This window comes from Novosphingobium sp. BL-A-41-Hi4A-0G (genome assembly GCF_055521735.1).
In genome coordinates this window covers 1,547,961-1,564,376 of record NZ_CM145501.1, presented here as the reverse complement: position 1 = coordinate 1,564,376, position 16,416 = coordinate 1,547,961, and the positions used below count along the sequence as shown (strand labels likewise).

Here is a 16,416-nt window from a genome sequence, read left to right as displayed (position 1 = left end):
TAACACAGCCTCAATCGAGATTGAGTTGGGGGTTGATCACAATGCGACGTTTTGCAGCTACTTGCGCAGCACTGGCCGCAACGGCCTTGGCTTCGGGCCAGGCCCTGGCCGAAGGTATCGTTTCCTCCCAGTCGGACTGGCGTCTGGCCGAGGCCGGCAGCACGGCGCTCGTGTCGGCTGGGCGCCCCCAGTCGGGTGCCATGCTCGGCGTGCAATGCGACCCGAACGACTTCCGCGGCCGGCGGCTGATTTTTGGGGCGTACCGCAACGAAGACGTCGGCGGCTTGCTCAAGGCCATCAGCACCAGCCGTCCGCGTCTCATCAAGGTTTCGGTCGAATCCCAGTCCGCCTGGGCCGAGTTCGCCGTCGCGCTCGAGGGCAGGGGGCAACTCGGTCTGACCGGTGTGGCCGACTACGTCGCCGGCTATCTTTCAGCCGAACAGTACGGCCTAATCCGGTCGGCGCGCTCCGTGACGGTAAAGGTCGGCGAAAAGGCATTCTGGTTCACCGGCAATGGTTCATTGACCGCCACGAATGCGCTCGTCTGCGGCAGTACATCGCCAATCCGCGCAAGCCGCATGGCGCTTGAGGATACAGGCCGTCCGCGTCCGCCGGTCAAATCCCGCTGGGTGTTTGCGCCAGGCTTGCTGACGCCCGATCCGGCCCGCGGCACCTATCAGGCATTCTCTTCAGTCTCCGGCTTTCCCGGCAACGAACTGGCGAGCTTCAATTTTGAAGTGACCTGCCGAGCGGGACAGCTCCACGCACTTTTCCGCAACGGCTCGGTCCATTCCAGCGTCAAAGGTGCGGCCGCTCAAAGCACCAGCGCGTTCATGAATGCCGTCAATGGCCCGTCAAACGTTGCCGAGGTATATGGTGGCGGCCGTATGCTGGCACGCTTCCCGGTTGAACCGGGCAAGGACGGTCGCGGCCACCCACTCACGGCAAAGGAATTGCAGGCGCTGATGCAGTTCGATCAGATCGTTGTTGCGGCAGACCGGACGACGATCGAGTTCGGAGGCAGTGACGGTCCCTCCAGCATCCTTGCGCTCGCACAGGCATGCGGCGCTTCGCAGCGCGTCAGGTCGTGACGGACACCTTGGCGTAGCGCGCAAGGTCCTGTGGAGCCAACTGTAGCGTGTGGTTGTTGGGTACCGAAACCGTGAGGTCGTAAAACGCTCGCGCTCTTGCCTCGGTCAGCCCCATGTCGCGGTAGTAGCGTTCATATGCAGCGCGAGCGGGATCGTCACCGCGAGAGCCGGACGCCTGCCTTCCATCGGCGGAAAGCCAGGAATGCACGGCAAAGCGTGCATCCGATGCAGCTTTGCGGGTCGTCCCGGCAAGAAAGATCTCCACCGCGCCCGAGCGCACCGAGGCGCCTGCGGGCGCGATCGTGACAATCCCGTGCTGCCGGATGATGCGGCCGAGCCGCAGGTTGGCGATGTCGTCTCTCGTGCCGGGGCAGTTCACCAGCTCCAGCGCGCGAATGCCCGGATGCGCTTCCATCATGGCTATGAAATCGGACGGCGAATTCCCGTCGGTCACCCCTACCAGCCGCGCCCTATCTGCAGAAACCAGCGCGAACGCACCGAACCGGACAACCTTTGTCTCGTCGTGTCGGGCAACGCCGGATGGCGCCGCCGTGATGCTTCCCGGTATGGCAAAGGCCATGCCGGCAAGGACGAGGATGGGTGCTGCTCTGATCGTCATGGCGTCATATGATCATCCACCGCTTAGCAGCGATCCAAGAAACGAGGTTAAGTCGGTCATAACACTTAGGGCCGGAGTGCTTTTCTTTCAGGCACGGTGACTTGCTCCTGATAGCGCGAGGGTCGGACCGGGCTCTCCGGCTGCAGAGCCCTCGGCGATCTGGCTGGTCTTGGGCGCATCATTTGGCGGCGCCGGGAACCTCGCTGCTGATGATGTATAGAGGAAGTGAAGCCGGTGCGCCCTTCCATGCGTGCCAGTCTTTTCGGAAGGAAGCCATCCATGGCCGCCCGTGCATTCTGGCAGGGACAATTGCGCCTCGCCCTCGTCTCGATCCCCGTGGAGGTCTATCCGGCCACGCGCAGCGGCGCGGCGATCAGCTTCCACCAGATCCACGAGCCCAGCGGCAAGCGCATCCGCTACGAAAAGGTCGCTGCTGGCGTTGGTGCGGTGGACCGCGAGGACATCGTCAAAGGCTACGAAGTCTCGCGCGGCAACTACGTCCTGCTCGATGACGAGGAAATCGAATCTGTCCGCATCGAAAGCCGCAGGACGCTCGAACTCGTCCAGTTCGTCGGCGCCGACGAGATCGACGTGCTGTACTATGAGAAGCCCTACTTCGTCGTGCCGGCGGACGACCTGGCCGAAGACGCCTACATCGTCCTGCGAGAAGCCTTGCGCAAGACGCGCACTGTTGGCCTTGGCCAGTTGTCGGTGCGCGGGCGCGAGCAACTTGTCTCGCTAAAACCCTGCGGGCGCGGCCTGATCATGGAAGTGCTGCGCTATGCCGACGAGGTCCAGCGCGCCCAGAACTGGTTCCGCGACATCCCCGCACGCGACGCTGATCCCGAGCTCCTCGACCTTGCCGCCAGCCTGATCGAGAAGAAGACCGCGAAGTTTGCTCCCGACAAGTTCCATGATCGCTACGTCGACGCGCTCCACGCGCTGATCGACAAGAAGGTCAAGGCCAAGGGCAAGCGGATCATCGAAGATCCCGATGCCGACGAAGTGCCCAAGGGTGGCAATGTCATCGACCTCATGGCCGCGCTCAAGAAGTCATTGGGCAGCGACAAGGACGAAGGTGAAGGCCCGCCGCGAAAGCGTTCGGCTCCCGCGCGCCGGAAGCGGGCCTGACCCATGGCGAGGCGCGATCCCCTCGAGGCCTACAACGCCAAGCGTGACTTCGCCCGCACGGCCGAGCCTTCGGGCAAGCTGCAGTCGAGCAAGAGCGGCAACCTGTTCATCGTCCAGAAGCACGATGCCACCCGGCTCCACTGGGATTTCCGCATCGAAGTCAATGGCGTGATGAAGAGCTGGGCCGTAACCCGAGGCCCCAGCCCGGATCCCGAGGACAAGCGCCTTGCCGTGCAGACGGAAGACCACCCGCTGAGCTATGCCGAGTTCGAAGGAACCATCCCGGAAGGCGAATATGGCGGCGGCACGGTCATGCTCTGGGATCGCGGCACATGGGAGCCGGTCGAGGGCAAGAGCGCCAAGGACCTTGAAAGGGGCCACCTCCATTTCCGCCTGGATGGAGAGCGGATGAAAGGCGAATGGCTGCTCATCCGTCTGAAAAGACGCGGCAACGAAAAGCGCGACAATTGGCTGTTGCGCAAGATCGAGGATACCTTTGCTGCCGAGGGCGACCTGCTGGTGGAGCGTGCGCTTACCAGCGTGCTCACTGGCCGGACAATGGCCGAGATCGCCGCCGACAAGCGTGGCAGCCATTCGCTCAAGGGCAAGAAGGGCAAGGACTTTGCGGCGGAAATGAAGGCCGCGAGCAGTCACAATGCAAAAGTCTCCAAGGCGTCGCCCAAGCGCAGGCCGCGCAACGCGCCGCTGCCCGCCTTCCAGCCGGTTCAACTCGCCACGCTGGTCGATGGCGTTCCCGAAGGCAGCCAGTGGCTCCACGAGATCAAGTTCGATGGGTACCGCGCTCTTGTTGCCGCCAAGGGCAAGGACGTTCGAATTTACACCCGCAGCGGGCTCGACTGGTCCGAGAAGTTCGCGCCTCTGGTTCGGCACCTGGCCGCGCTCGATCTGCCGTCCTGCCTGATCGACGGCGAGATCACGGCCGCAGACGACGAAGGCAATCCCGACTTCTCGCGTCTGCAGAACGTCCTCAAACGCGGCCACGGCGAGCAGGGTGAGCACGACGCGCTCTCGTTCCATGCCTTCGACGTGATCGAAATCGACGGCGATGACCTCAAACCCCTCCCGAATATCGAGCGCAAGCAACTCCTCGCCGCGCTCCTTGCGTCCGCGCCCCCTCCCATACACGTGGCCGATCACATCATCGGCGGCGGTGAAAAGCTGTTTCAGTCAATGTGCAGCGCCGCGCAGGAAGGCATCATATCCAAGCGCGCCGATGCGCCCTACGTACCTAGGCGCACGCAGAACTGGCTCAAGGTCAAATGCATCCTGCGTCAGGAATTCGTCATCGTCGGCATGACGAAATCGACTGCGCGACGTCGCCCCTTTGCCTCGCTCCTCCTCGCCCAGCGCAAGGGCAATCAACTCGTCTACAAGGGCAAGGTGGGCACCGGTTTCGATGCGGATTTGCTCGATGATCTCGCCACCCGCTTACAGCCGCTCCGTCGCGAGGAGCGCGTGCTCGAGGTGCCGAAGACCGAAGCGCGTGGCGCACTATGGCTGGAGCCCAGACTTGTCGCCGAAGTGGCCTTTGCCGAATTCACCGGCGATGGCAGAGTGCGCCATGCCAGCTTCGTCGCCTTGCGCGAGGACAAGAAGGCTGAGGACGTGATACCCGAACGCGCTGTCCATATCGAACCGCAGATGCAAACCGTTGCGATCAGCAATCGCAGTCGCGTGATCTTCCCTGAAAGCGGGCAGACCAAGGGCGACCTTGCCGATTACTATGCCATGCTGGCGCCCGCGATGCTGCCATTCCTTGCCAATCGCCCGGTAAGTCTCGTCCGTTGTCCGCAAGGGAGGGCCAAGCAGTGCTTCTTCCAGAAGCATGACAGCGGCTCGTTCGGTGAGCATGTCCACCATGTGTCGATCAAGGAAAAGGACGGCAATTCAGAAGACTACCTTTTCGTTGCGGACGCCGCCGGCATTATCACCTGCGTGCAGATGGGCACGATCGAATTCCATGGCTGGTGCGCAAAGGCCGACGATGTCGAAACGCCCGATCGGATGGTGATCGATCTCGATCCCGACGAAGGACTCGATTTTGCCGACGTGAAGCGCGCGGCAAAAGACATCCGCGACCGTCTCTCGGACCTTGGCCTTGTCAGTTTCGCAATGCTGTCAGGTGGCAAGGGCATCCACGTGGTCCTGCCGCTCCGCCGCGATCACTCTTGGGAAGCGCACGCCAACTTTGCTGAACGCTTCGCCAAGGCCCTGGGCATGGCCGACCCCGATCGCTATGTCGCCACGATGAGCAAGGCCAAACGCAAGGGCCGCATCTTCATAGACTGGTTGCGCAACCAGCGCGGCAGCACGGCCGTCCTGCCCTATTCCGCCCGCGCCCGCGCCAATGCCCCCGTTGCCACACCGATTGACTGGGGTGAACTGGAGGACTTCGAGAGCGCCCATGCCTTTACCATCAGCGATGCAGAAGAACTGCTGAAACGCAGCGAAAGCAAATTGTTGCGCGGTTGGGGCATGGCGGAGCAATCTCTGCCGGATGTTTGAGCCCGCAGTTTCAAACCATATCCCTTGGCCGGATCAGCCGGTCGAACGTCGCCTCATCAACCAGCCCAAGCGCGAGCGCGGCCTGCCGCAGGCTCAGATCATGCTCGTGGGCATGCTTGGCGATCTTCGCCGCGTTGTCGTACCCGATTTCGGGGGCCAGCGCCGTCACCAGCATCAAGGAGCGCTCGACCAGTTCGGCAATCCGCCGCCGGTCCGGCTCGATGCCCTCGACGCAGCGCTTGGCAAAGCTTTCCATGCCCACGCTCAGCAGGTGCATCGAACGCAGCACGGCCGCGCCGATCATCGGCTTGAACACGTTGAGTTCGAGATGACCCTGCAGTCCGCCGACGGTCACCGCCTGATGGTTTCCGATCACTTGCGCGGCGACCATCGTCAGCATTTCCGCCTGCGTCGGGTTGACCTTGCCCGGCATGATCGAGCTGCCCGGCTCGTTGGCCGGAAGCTCCAGCTCGCCAAGACCCGAGCGGGGGCCGGAGCCGAGCAGGCGGATGTCGTTGGCTATCTTCGTCAGCGCCACGGCCAGCGTCGAAAGCGTCCCCGAAAGCTGCACCAATGCATCGTTCGATGCCAGCGCCTCGAACTTGTTCGGAGCGGTAGAGAAGGGCCTGCCGGTCAGCTCGGCAATCTGCGCCGCCATATCCTCGGCGAAGCCCTCGGGTGCATTGAGACCGGTGCCGACCGCAGTGCCGCCTTGCGCCAGACGCAGCAGATGCAGCTCCACGTGCCGCAAGTGGTCGTAAACGTTGCGCAGTTGCTGTGCGTAGCCTGAGAACTCCTGCCCCAGGGTCAGCGGCGTCGCATCCTGCAGGTGTGTGCGCCCGATCTTGACCACGTCCTTCCACGCAATCGCGCAGCCGGATAATGCGCCTGACAGCTTGTCGAGTGCAGGAATCAGCTCACTGTTCAGCGCTTCGACCGCGGCAACGTGAAGAGCCGTGGGGAAGGTGTCGTTCGAGGATTGCCCCATGTTTACATGGTCATTGGGGTGCACCGGGCTCTTGCCGCCTCGCTTCCCCGTAAGCATCTCGTTGGCGCGGCCGGCGATCACCTCGTTCGCGTTCATGTTCGTCTGCGTGCCGCTTCCCGTCTGCCAGATCACCAGCGGGAACTGATCGTCGAGCTTGCCGCTCGCGACTTCCGCTGCGGCTTGGTCGATCACATCCGAAAGTCCGGTGTCCAGTCCATGCCGACGATTGATCTGGGCGGCGGCCTGCTTGATCACGCCCAGCGCATGGATGATCCCGACCGGCATCCGTTCCATCGTACCGAATGGGAAGTTCTCTATGCTGCGCTGCGTCTGCGCCCCCCAATAGGCTTGCGCGTCCACGCGCACTTCGCCGAGGCTGTCGCTTTCGATCCGCTGCATTTGTGCTCTCCGGTCAGGTTCGGTCGAGCAAGCGCTCCACCGTTTCCCCTGCTGTAGCTTGCTTGTCGCCTGTTGCACCCACTTCGCGTTCGAGCGCGGCGCGCAGGCGGCAGATTTCGTCGTCGGTCAGATGCTCGATCCCGACGAATCCTTCGCGGGCCTTGTCTACCGCGCGGATCAGTTCGTCCAGCTTGGCCTGCATCGCCGCAGCGTCGCGGTTCTGGCTGTTCTGGATCAGGAAGACCATCAGGAAGGTGATTATCGTGGTGCCGGTGTTGACCACCAGTTGCCAGGTATCGCTCCACTGGAACAGAGGTCCGCTCAGCCCCCAGCCGATGATGATGGCGAGCGCGACGATGAACGTTGCGGGTCGGCCGGCGAGCCCGGAGACCTTGTTGGCGATGGTGGTGAAGGTCTGCTCCACCACTCAATCCTTGCGCACGTGTTCGGGCTTGCCCTTGCGCTTTGTTGCGGCAAGATCCTCCAACTCCTTATCGCTCATCGATTTTTCCATTGAGCGCGAGGCGCCTTTGAGATCCTTCTTCGGCGTCTCGCCGCGCTTGGCCGACAGGGCGGCACCTGCGGCTTTCTGCTGGGCAGCGGATTTTGCGGGCATTGCGGTTCTCCCGGAATGGTTCCCCGTCTGAACGTTCGGGCAGGTGCCCCGTTCCGGACCGAGCATCTGCGATTGCGTCAATTTGCGTAGCGCTAGTCGTGCTTCGCGCGGCTAGGCTTGCGTCATGGCGTCCGGCAGCACCCTTCGCGAACTCCTTGCCTCTGGCAGGATGTCCGACGCTCTCGCCGAAGCGGGTAAAGCGCTGGCGCGTGATCCACGAGATGTCGAGGCGGGGTTCGTCGCGGCGGTTGCCTTGGCTGAGAGCGGGCGCGTGGCCGATGCTATGCAAGCCATTGGCGCCGTTGTAAAAGTTGCGCCAAAAAACACCGAGTATCTCGCCCAGCAAGCGCGCATTCTGCTGCTCGCAAGGCGCGAAGCAGAGGCGTTGGAAGCCGCGCGGATGGCGGTTTTGGCGGGTAGTGAGGACCCGTTGGTGCTGGATACGATCGGGTGCGTCTTTGCGCGACTGGGGGCGCATGACGAAGCTTTGCCGTTATTCGAAAGAGCGGTGGCGGGGGCGCCGCAAAGTGTTGAATTCCTGTTCAATCTGGCAAGCACCCTGAGCTTCTTCGGGCGCGTGGACGAGGCGGCTGAGACCTTTGAGGCGATTCTTGCCATCGAACCGGGCCATGGCCGCGCGCACCTCGGCCTGGCGGGACTGCGGCGCAAGCCAACCGGTGGAGAAGTTGAGCGAATTCAAGAGGTTATGGGCAGTATTGCCGACCCGATTGAAGAGGTCAGGCTGCGATTTGCAATTGTCCAACTCTCCGAGGCAGAGGGGCAACTCTCGGAGGCATTCGGGCAACTCTCGCTCGCCAGCGCGAAACTCAGGGCCAACTTCGGCTACCAGTTCGAGAGTGACGAAGCGGTGTTCGAAGGTATCCGCCGGACCTTCGCCCGCGACCTTCCGCTGGTCGCCGACAGCCAGCTCGAGGACGCCCCGATCTTCGTCGTCGGTCTGCCGCGCACCGGCACGACCCTGGTCGACCGCATCCTCTCGTCCCATGCGCAGATCACATCTGCGGGGGAATTGCAGGCGATGCCGCTGGCGGTCAAGCAGCTTGCCGGAACCTCGTCGCGGCTGGTGCTCGATGTGCCGACGGTCGAAGCGCTGGGCGGGATTTCGGCGCAGAAGCTGGGAGAACTTTACCTTGCCCGGGCGCGGCAGAATGCCGGGGCGAGGGAAGGGCGGTTTACCGACAAGTTTCCGCTGAATTTCCTCTACATAGGCTGGATACTTCAGGCCTTCCCGCACGCCAGTGTTGTCTGCCTGCGGCGGGGCGCGATGGACAGCGTGTGGAGCAACTACAAGCACCTCTTTGCCACGGGATCGCCCTACTATCGCTGGTCCTACGACCTGATGGACACGGCGCGTTACGTGCTGTCGTTCCAGCGCTTGATGGCCTTCTGGCGCCAACGGTTTCCCGGGCGAATCCACGAAGTTACCTACGAGTGGCTGGTCGCCGACCAGGAAGTGGAGACGCGGCGCATGCTCGCCAGCTGCGGGCTCGAATGGGACCCAGCGTGCCTTGCGTTCCACGAGAATGCCGCTGCTGTCACGACACCCAGCGCGCAGCAGGTGCGTGTGCCGATCAATGCCCGCTCGGTCGGGCGCTGGAGGCAGTACGAGCAGCACCTTGGCGAAGTCATGGATTTCTTCACCGCCAACGGTATTCCGCTGGACTGATTTTTCCGCCGCTTTCGGGCGGCTCTTCAGGTTCATCATTGCGAGCGGAGCGAAGCAATCCGGGGCGGCTCTGCGAGGGCTATGGATTGCTTCGTCGACTGCGTCTCCTCGCAATGACGAAGGATATGCAAGTAGCGTGGGGTTGATCCGCTAAGGAAAAGAGGGCCGCCGGTCTTGCGATCGGCGGCCCAGTCTTCGCAGGAAGTCGGGTGCCGGTCCGCAAACGCGGACCGGCGAAGTCTCAGAAGTGCAGGAAGTACTCGATGCCGACCTTGCGCGGGGCGATCACCGCGTTGCTGTAGTAGCGCGAAACGATGCCGTCGTTGATGATACGGCGCGAAAGGTCTTCGCCGACCGAGGATACCGCGAACTTGTTGAACAGGTTGTCGGCGTAGATGCGCACTTCGTACTTGTCGCGGCGGTAGCCGATGGAGGCACGAGCCAGGATGTAATCCGGGATCACTTCGCCGCCGGCCCGTGCACCGATGCGCGAGAGCACTTCGCCCTGGTAGGTGGCAGTGAAGTTGGTCGAGACAACCGCATCCGAGCCGACGTTGGCATCGTAGGTCACGCCGAGGCTGCCGGTGTGACGTGCGGTACCGGGGAGGCGATCCCCTGCCAGCACGTTGACGCGGATGTTCTTTGGACGTGCCCGGAGATTCTGGTTGCGGATGGTCAGGAGGCCGATCACGTCCTGCGTCAGCTTCGCGTCATTGTACGAGTAGCTGCCGGTAATGGTCAGGCCGTCGATCGGCTTGGCATTGAACGTCGCTTCGAGGCCCTTGGACACTGCCGAGCCGCCGTTGGCGGTGATGCCGGCGATGCCGTACTGGGTCTGCGAGGCCAGCTGGATGCCCTGCCATTTGATATGATAGCCCGAGATCGTCGTCTGGAGCTTGCCGCCAAACAGGGTGGCGCGGACGCCGATTTCCTTGTTCTGGGTCTTGTCCGGGCCGTAGAACTGTTCGTTGGGCAGGGCGCAGGCATTCTGCACATCGTCAAGATTCTCGGGGCACGGTGGCACGCTGTTCGGGCCGCCGATGCGGTAGCCTTCGCTGTAGGTGCCATAAAGCATAAGATCGGGCGTGATCTTGTAGGAGGTATTGAACTTCCAGACGACGCCATTCTTCCCGGAGTCACCGCCGCCCGTATCAAAGCGCAGCACCGGCACCGGTTCGAGTAGGGGCAAGGTGATGCCTCCGTTGGTCTTGGCGTCGTAGCTGAAATAGCGGCCGCCTGCGGTGACCTGCCACTTCGGCGTGATCTCGAACGTGCCTTCGCCGAAGACCGCCTTTTCGATGACCTTGCTGTCGTTGAAGCTGGCGTACTCGATCGGCTCAGGATAGGCGGGCGAGTAGGTGACCGGGCCGAAGTAGAATTCCGGCAGGCCGGGCGTGACTTCGCGGTAAGTGCCCTTGGTCTTGCGCTCGTTGTAGAAACCGCCCAACACCCAGCTGAACGGGCCGCCGTGCGTGGAAACGAAGCGGACTTCCTGGTTGAATTGCTTGATATCGGTAGCCGAGCGGGTGAAGCCCGAGAACTGCGGGAACAGTTCGTAGCCGTAGTCGAGGTCGAGCAGCAGGTCGGTCACGTCATTCGACGAGCGGATCTTCTGGTGTGACCAGGCCGTAGCCGAAACCATCTGGGCAATGTCACCCAGCTCGATCTGGACTTCGCCGCTGACGAGGTGGACCTGACGCTTGGACGGCTCGAGATAGCGACCGACCGCTTCATACTTGCCGGTGCCGAACACGCCGGCACCATTGACCTGGCGGCCGTTGGTCGAGGTGTTCTGGTAGGCATAGTTTATGTAGACGCCGATCGTCTCGGTCGGGAACAGAGCCAGCGTGTTGCGCGTGGTGAAGGTATGCTCGAAGTTGGCATCCTTGTAGGTGTAGAGGTTAGCCGCGATCTGTTCGGGCGTGCCGAGCGGCGCGGTGCGCGAGGTGGCGGGGCCGCCGGGCTGTGGCAGCGAAACGCCAGGCTCCTTCAGCAGCGCGACATAATCGATGAAGCCCGGATCGTTGTAGTAGCCGACGGTCGAGCGCAGCGCGACCTTGTCGGTCACGATCGGGATGTTGAAGGTGGCATCGACCTGGAAGCCCGGATCGTCGGCGTGGGCGACATCGTAGACGCGACCGTGGAAATCCGCCGTCCAGCGCGTCGGGTCCGGTCGGTTGGGAATGTAGCGGATGGCACCGGCGAGAGTGCCGACGCCGTAAAGCGTGCCCTGCGGCCCGAGCAGGGTTTCGACGCGGGCGATGTCGAGAAGCTTGAAGTCCTGATAGAGCGGCACTTCGCCGAGGTAGATTGCGACGGCACTGTCGGAGTTGGCGCCGGTTACCCCGACGTCCGCCGCCGAGAGACCGCGCATGACAATGGCACCGGTAGAGCGCGGACCTGTGTCCAGAATGGTCAGGCCCGGCGTGAACGCGGCAAGACCGCGTACGTCGTCGATGCGCTTTTCGGTTAGGTCGGAGCCCGAGACCGCAGTGATATTGATGGGAACGTCCTGAAGCGAGACGGCGCGGCGGGTGGCGGTTACGACGATCGTGGAACCGGGATCTTCACCGGCTTCGGCAGCGGTGGCGTCAGCCTGAGGTGCTTCCTGCGCAAACGCGGGAAGGGCGGCGAGACCGGCGAGCGCGCTGGCCGAGAGGAGCGCTGCGCGCTTCAGGGAAAATTGCATGAAACCCTCACTGTGTTGTTCTTGTCTCGTGGCTTCAGTCATCCCCGCCGGTGGCTCTCTTTTTCTGGAGCCTTCTTGACCCGACATGTCTCTGGCCCGGCACTTTCATCCAGAGTGATTACAAGGCTAAACGCTTGCTGAAGGGAGCCTATGGGTCATTTGACGTAGAGTGAGAGCGTTCGCACCAAGGGGCGTACGTAAATCGGCCCATCCTCGGGAGCGTCGCAGACCGGCACTATCAAGGCATGGACACAGTGCCGCCGACGGACATTGATATGCCGACAGAATTCTCGCCCATCGGGGGTTTGAGGCGGCTTGCAACTGTCATCGCGGAGCGGGTCATCAAGTCGGCCGGGGCCACCTGAGGCGGTGCCGCGCGCTGTCACCATCGTTTCCGAGAGGCGATCCTACAACCAGTGGGTCACCGGACAGACGCTTGACGACCATGCCCATCGCCAGACCGCCGTAGTTGCCCGTCACTGGTCGACCGGCGTGGTGTTGCAGACCGCGCTCGGCGCAAGCGCTTCACTGGTTTGCGAAGTCATCGGCGCGACGATCACCTTGTTCTACGGCATGGGGGTCAGCGTCGCGGCGATCCTGGCAGGGTGTCTGCTGATGTTCATCGTCAGCCTGCCCATTGCCGTGCACGCGGCCCGCAAGGGGCTCGACATTGACCTGATCACCCGCGGCGCGGGTTTCGGTTATCTTGGTTCGACGATCACTTCGCTGATCTATGCCTCGTTCACGTTCCTGCTGTTTGCGCTCGAGGCGAGCATCATGGCGGTGGCCTTGCAGGCGCTGACCGGGATCAGGATCGAGCTTGCCTATATCGTCTGTGCGCTCGTGGTGCTTCCCATCGCGCTTCATGGAATGCGGACGATTGCGCGCTTTCAGACATGGACCCAGCCACTGTGGATCGTGCTGCAGCTGATCCCGCTGGCTTATGTGCTGTGGCGCGGTGACGAGGTGATCACGGCCTGGGTGGACTTTACCGGGATCTACGCTCCGAGAACGCAGCTGGTTTCGTTCGGCCTTGCGCTTTCGGTGCTGCTATCGCTCTTGCCCCGCATTGGTGAGCAGGTTGAATATCTGCGTTTCATGCCGCCGCGCGAAGTGATTGGCGCAAGGCGGTGGTGGACAGCGGTGGTGCTGGGCGGACCGGGCTGGTTGCTGATCGGGGGGGGCAAGCTGCTGCTCGGGTCCGTGCTTGTGGCATGGGCGGTGTCTTCGGGCATTGCGCCTGACATCGCCGGTACGCCCGATGCGATGTTCGGGCAGGTGTTCGGCCCGCTGACCGGGTCTGCGCGCGGTGGACTGGTGATGACCGCAGTGCTGGTGATCGTTTGCCAGCTCAAGGTGAACGTGACCAATGCCCATGCCGGGGCCATTGCCTGGTCGAATGTCTTTTCGCGCCTGACCCATGGCTATGCCGGACGTGCGGTATGGCTGGCGTTCAATGTCGGGCTGGCGACAACCCTGCTGTTCTTCGGCATCTTCCGCTCGATGGAGATCGTGTTGATGCTCTATTCCAGCCTTGCGGCAGGCTGGATCGGTGCCTTGAGCGCGGACCTTCTGGTGTCGGGGCCGTTGGGCTTGAGGCTGCAAGACACGGAGTTCCAGCGCGCCTACCTCTATGACGTGAATCCGGTCGGTATGGGCGCGATTCTGCTGTCGCTGGTCGCTTCAGCCCTGTGCCAGCTCGGGTTTGCCGGAGAAGTGGCACAGGCGTTCGCGCCGGTGATCGGTTTGTTTGTGGCATTTGTAGCAGCGCCGATGCTCGCGATCTTGACCAAGGGGCAGTACTACATTGCCCGCAAGCGTACGCCCTGCGAAGCGGCGATCCAGACTTGCGTGAACTGCGAGAACCGCTTCGAGCGCGGCGATACCGCGCATTGCCCAGTCTATTCGGGGCCGATCTGCTCGATGTGCTGCACGCTCGAGACGCGCTGCCACGACATCTGCAAGGAGGGCAGCCGGGCGACCGAGCAGTTCACCAACCTTGCCGAGCGAATGCTGCCGCAGCGTCTGGCACGATACGTGCACACAACGACCGGGCATTTCGTTGGTGTCGCTGGCGCGTTCACGCTGGCCAACATGCTGGTGCTCGGGTTGATCGGGCGCGAGTATGCGCGGGTCTATCCTGCACTGGCGACGCATGTCTGGTCTATCCTGTTCGCGGTGTTTCTGGTGTTCTTCTTCATGTCGGGCGTGGGGAGCTGGTTCATCGTGCTGGCGCACGAGAGCCGCCGCGCGGCGCAGGACGAGACACGGCGGCACCTTGGCGAGCTGGAGCAGGAAATCGCGGCGCATGAGGCGACCGATGCGGCCTTGCAGAAGGCGCGCGAGGTGGCCGAGGCGGCGAATGCGGCGAAGAGCCGGTATCTCGTATCGGTGAGCCACGAGATCCGCTCGCCGCTCAATTCGATCTACGGCTATGCCCAGTTGCTTGAGCGGGGGAGCGATCTGAAGCCCGAGGATGCGGGGCGCGTGATCTGCCGGTCTAGCGAGCATCTGTCCAATCTGGTCGACGGGTTGCTGGACATCGCGCAGGTGGAAGCGGGCGTGCTTCGCCTGTCGCGCGACACGATCCGCCTGCCGGCCTTCGTCGAGCAGATCGCCAACATGTTTCGCCCACAGGCCCAGGCCAAGGGGCTGAAGTTCCAGCTGGAAACGCCCAAGCAGTTGCCCGAGTTTGTGCGTGGGGACCAGAAGCGTTTGCGGCAGGTGCTGATCAACCTGATCTCGAACGCGATCAAGTTCACGCCCGCAGGTTCAGTGACGTTCCGGATCGGCTGGCGCGGGGAGATCGCGACGTTCGAGGTGATCGACACCGGCATCGGCATCGCGCCCGAGGACATGGACCGGATCTTCGGCGCGTTCGAGCGGGGCAACAGCAATTCGGTGGCGGGGCAGCCGGGGATCGGGCTGGGGCTGGCGATCACCTCGACGCTGGTTCACGTTATGGGCGGGGACCTGACGGTGGACAGCACGCTGGGTGAAGGGACGCGGTTTGCGCTGCGCCTGATGCTCTCGCGCCCGGTGACGCAGCCGGTGCAGAGCCACCGCGCGGACGTGATCACCGGCTATGAAGGCGAGCGGCGCAGGGTTCTTGTGGTGGACGACGATGCAGCGCAGGCAGCTGTGATCGAGAACCTGCTGCGGCCGCTGGACTTCACGGTTGTTGGCGCGCGCGATGGCGATACGGCGATTGCGCTGGCGGCGGCGACGCGGCCGGACATCGTGCTCATGGACATCTCGATGCCGGGCAAGACCGGCTGGGAGACGGCAGGGCTGCTACGGGCGGCGCATGGCAGCGGCTTGCGCATCGTCATGGTCTCGGCCGATGCGCACCAGTTCCGGCGCGGTGGGGACGGGCACGATCCGCACGACATGTTCCTGACCAAGCCGATCGAACTCGACAGTTTGCTCGATGCGCTGTCGTGGCAGCTGGACGTGACCTGGACCGTCGAGGACGGCAGCCCGCGCAAGGCGATGCCTGCCACCTCGGCGGTCGAACTGCACCTGCCTGCCGCCGCCTTGCCCTTCGTACCCGAAATCGAAAGCCTCGCCCGGATCGGCAACGTCCGCGCGATCCAGAACCGTCTTTCCGAACTTGAGGATGCCGTTCCCGATGCAGCCCGTTTCGTCGCACACTTGCGTACCAGTCTCGAATGCTTCGATTTCAAGGGCCTGCGCGAGGCCCTCCGACGAGGTGTCGTCCATGTTCAGTGAAGGTCTGAGCGGGGAGGCGGGCCGCGATACGGTGCTTGTCGTCGACGACAATCCGGAATCGCTGCACTTCCTGATCGACACGATCGAACGCGCCGGCATGACCGTGCTGATCGCTACCAATGGCAGCAACGCACTGGAATTGCTGGAGCACGTCGCGCCCGACCTGATCCTGATCGATGCGATCATGCCGGGGCTGGACGGGTTCGATACGACGCGGGCCATCAAGAAGCAGCCGCGTCTAGCCGACATTCCGGTGATCTTCATGACCGGCCTGACCGAGACCGAGCATGCGGTGCGCGCGCTCGATGCGGGCGGGGTCGACTACGTGCGCAAGCCTATCGCCATTGAGGAATTGCTGGCGCGGATGCGGGTGCATCTGGCGGCGGCGCGGGTTTCGCAGGCGGGGCGCTCGGCGCTGGATGCCACGGGGCGGCATCTGTTTGCGGTCGACCGGGCCGGGCAACTGCTCTGGGCCACGCCGCAGGTCGAGCGGCTGATGAGCGGGATGGGCGAAGGGGAAGGGCTGCCGGCGGACTTCGCGGCGCCCGTCGCCCGATTGCTGGCTCAGCGGGACAATCCGGAAGCTTCACTGCGCTTCGATGCGGCGGGGCAGACCATCGAACTGGTCATGGTCGGCCCGATGCGCGGTGATGACGCGGGCGGGCGGGAGTTGCTGATCCGGCTCAACCTGATCCGTGAGGGGGCGGAGGTGGAGCGCTTGCGCGAGCGCTATGGCCTGACCCAGCGCGAGGCCGAAGTGCTGCTGTGGATCAGCTATGGCAAGCCGAACCGCGTGATCAGCGAGATTCTCGGGATCAGCCCGCGCACGGTTAACAAGCATCTGGAGCAGGTGTTCGAGAAGCTGGGCGTGGAAACGCGCGCGGCGGCGGCGGCGTTTGCAGTGCGGACGATTGCATGAACCGGTTTGGCGAAGGGGG

General features: G+C 63.2%; 11 protein-coding genes. 6 read left to right on the top strand and 5 right to left on the bottom strand.

Annotation, left to right across the window (positions count from 1 at the left end; genetic code table 11):
• Positions 1-41 precede the first annotated feature (41 nt).
• Positions 42-1,091: a hypothetical protein gene (locus tag ACZ1JX_RS07625; RefSeq protein WP_465126151.1), complete on the top strand. Its 1,050-nt coding sequence runs from the start codon at positions 42-44 to the stop codon at positions 1,089-1,091.
• Here the strand turns inward: ACZ1JX_RS07625 and ACZ1JX_RS07620 are convergent.
• On the bottom strand, positions 1,081-1,710 hold the full coding sequence (locus ACZ1JX_RS07620; protein ID WP_465126150.1) for a hypothetical protein: 630 nt from the start codon (positions 1,708-1,710) through the stop codon (positions 1,081-1,083). The genes ACZ1JX_RS07625 and ACZ1JX_RS07620 overlap by 11 nt on opposite strands.
• A gap of 279 nt (positions 1,711-1,989) precedes the next feature.
• On the opposite strand from ACZ1JX_RS07620, the gene ku reads away from it, so the two are divergent.
• Entirely contained in the window at positions 1,990-2,841 is an 852-nt protein-coding gene (ku, locus tag ACZ1JX_RS07615; RefSeq protein ID WP_465126149.1) for a non-homologous end joining protein Ku, read from the top strand.
• A gap of 3 nt (positions 2,842-2,844) precedes the next feature.
• Complete coding sequence (ligD, locus tag ACZ1JX_RS07610) at positions 2,845-5,367, top strand: DNA ligase D (RefSeq protein ID WP_465126148.1); 2,523 nt, start codon at positions 2,845-2,847, stop codon at positions 5,365-5,367.
• Positions 5,368-5,377: 10 nt separating this feature from the next.
• Here ligD and fumC read toward each other — a convergent pair whose 3' ends face one another.
• The 3 genes from fumC to ACZ1JX_RS07595 are packed head-to-tail and all read right to left on the bottom strand — an operon-like array spanning position 5,378 to position 7,370.
• Positions 5,378-6,754: a class II fumarate hydratase gene (gene fumC / locus ACZ1JX_RS07605; protein ID WP_465126147.1), complete on the bottom strand. Its 1,377-nt coding sequence runs from the start codon at positions 6,752-6,754 to the stop codon at positions 5,378-5,380.
• Positions 6,755-6,767: 13 nt separating this feature from the next.
• Positions 6,768-7,178 (bottom strand): low affinity iron permease family protein, encoded by a 411-nt coding sequence (locus ACZ1JX_RS07600; protein ID WP_465126146.1) that lies wholly within the window; start codon positions 7,176-7,178, stop codon positions 6,768-6,770.
• Positions 7,179-7,181: 3 nt separating this feature from the next.
• Complete coding sequence (locus tag ACZ1JX_RS07595) at positions 7,182-7,370, bottom strand: DUF3008 family protein (RefSeq protein WP_465126145.1); 189 nt, start codon at positions 7,368-7,370, stop codon at positions 7,182-7,184.
• 124 nt (positions 7,371-7,494) lie between these two features.
• Here ACZ1JX_RS07595 and ACZ1JX_RS07590 point away from each other — a divergent pair, with 124 nt between their 5' ends.
• Positions 7,495-9,057: a tetratricopeptide repeat-containing sulfotransferase family protein gene (locus ACZ1JX_RS07590; protein ID WP_465126144.1), complete on the top strand. Its 1,563-nt coding sequence runs from the start codon at positions 7,495-7,497 to the stop codon at positions 9,055-9,057.
• A 241-nt stretch (positions 9,058-9,298) separates the two neighbouring features.
• On the opposite strand, the gene ACZ1JX_RS07585 is transcribed toward ACZ1JX_RS07590, so the two are convergent.
• Positions 9,299-11,746: a TonB-dependent receptor gene (locus tag ACZ1JX_RS07585; RefSeq protein WP_465126143.1), complete on the bottom strand. Its 2,448-nt coding sequence runs from the start codon at positions 11,744-11,746 to the stop codon at positions 9,299-9,301.
• 369 nt (positions 11,747-12,115) lie between these two features.
• Here ACZ1JX_RS07585 and ACZ1JX_RS07580 point away from each other — a divergent pair, with 369 nt between their 5' ends.
• Both ACZ1JX_RS07580 and ACZ1JX_RS07575 read left to right on the top strand, forming a co-directional pair.
• Positions 12,116-15,478, top strand: coding sequence for a hybrid sensor histidine kinase/response regulator (locus ACZ1JX_RS07580; RefSeq protein WP_465126142.1), 3,363 nt, complete (start codon positions 12,116-12,118; stop codon positions 15,476-15,478).
• Positions 15,468-16,397 (top strand): response regulator, encoded by a 930-nt coding sequence (locus ACZ1JX_RS07575; RefSeq protein ID WP_465126141.1) that lies wholly within the window; start codon positions 15,468-15,470, stop codon positions 16,395-16,397. Before ACZ1JX_RS07580 ends, ACZ1JX_RS07575 begins: the two co-directional genes overlap by 11 nt.
• The last annotated feature ends 19 nt before the right edge of the window (positions 16,398-16,416 follow it).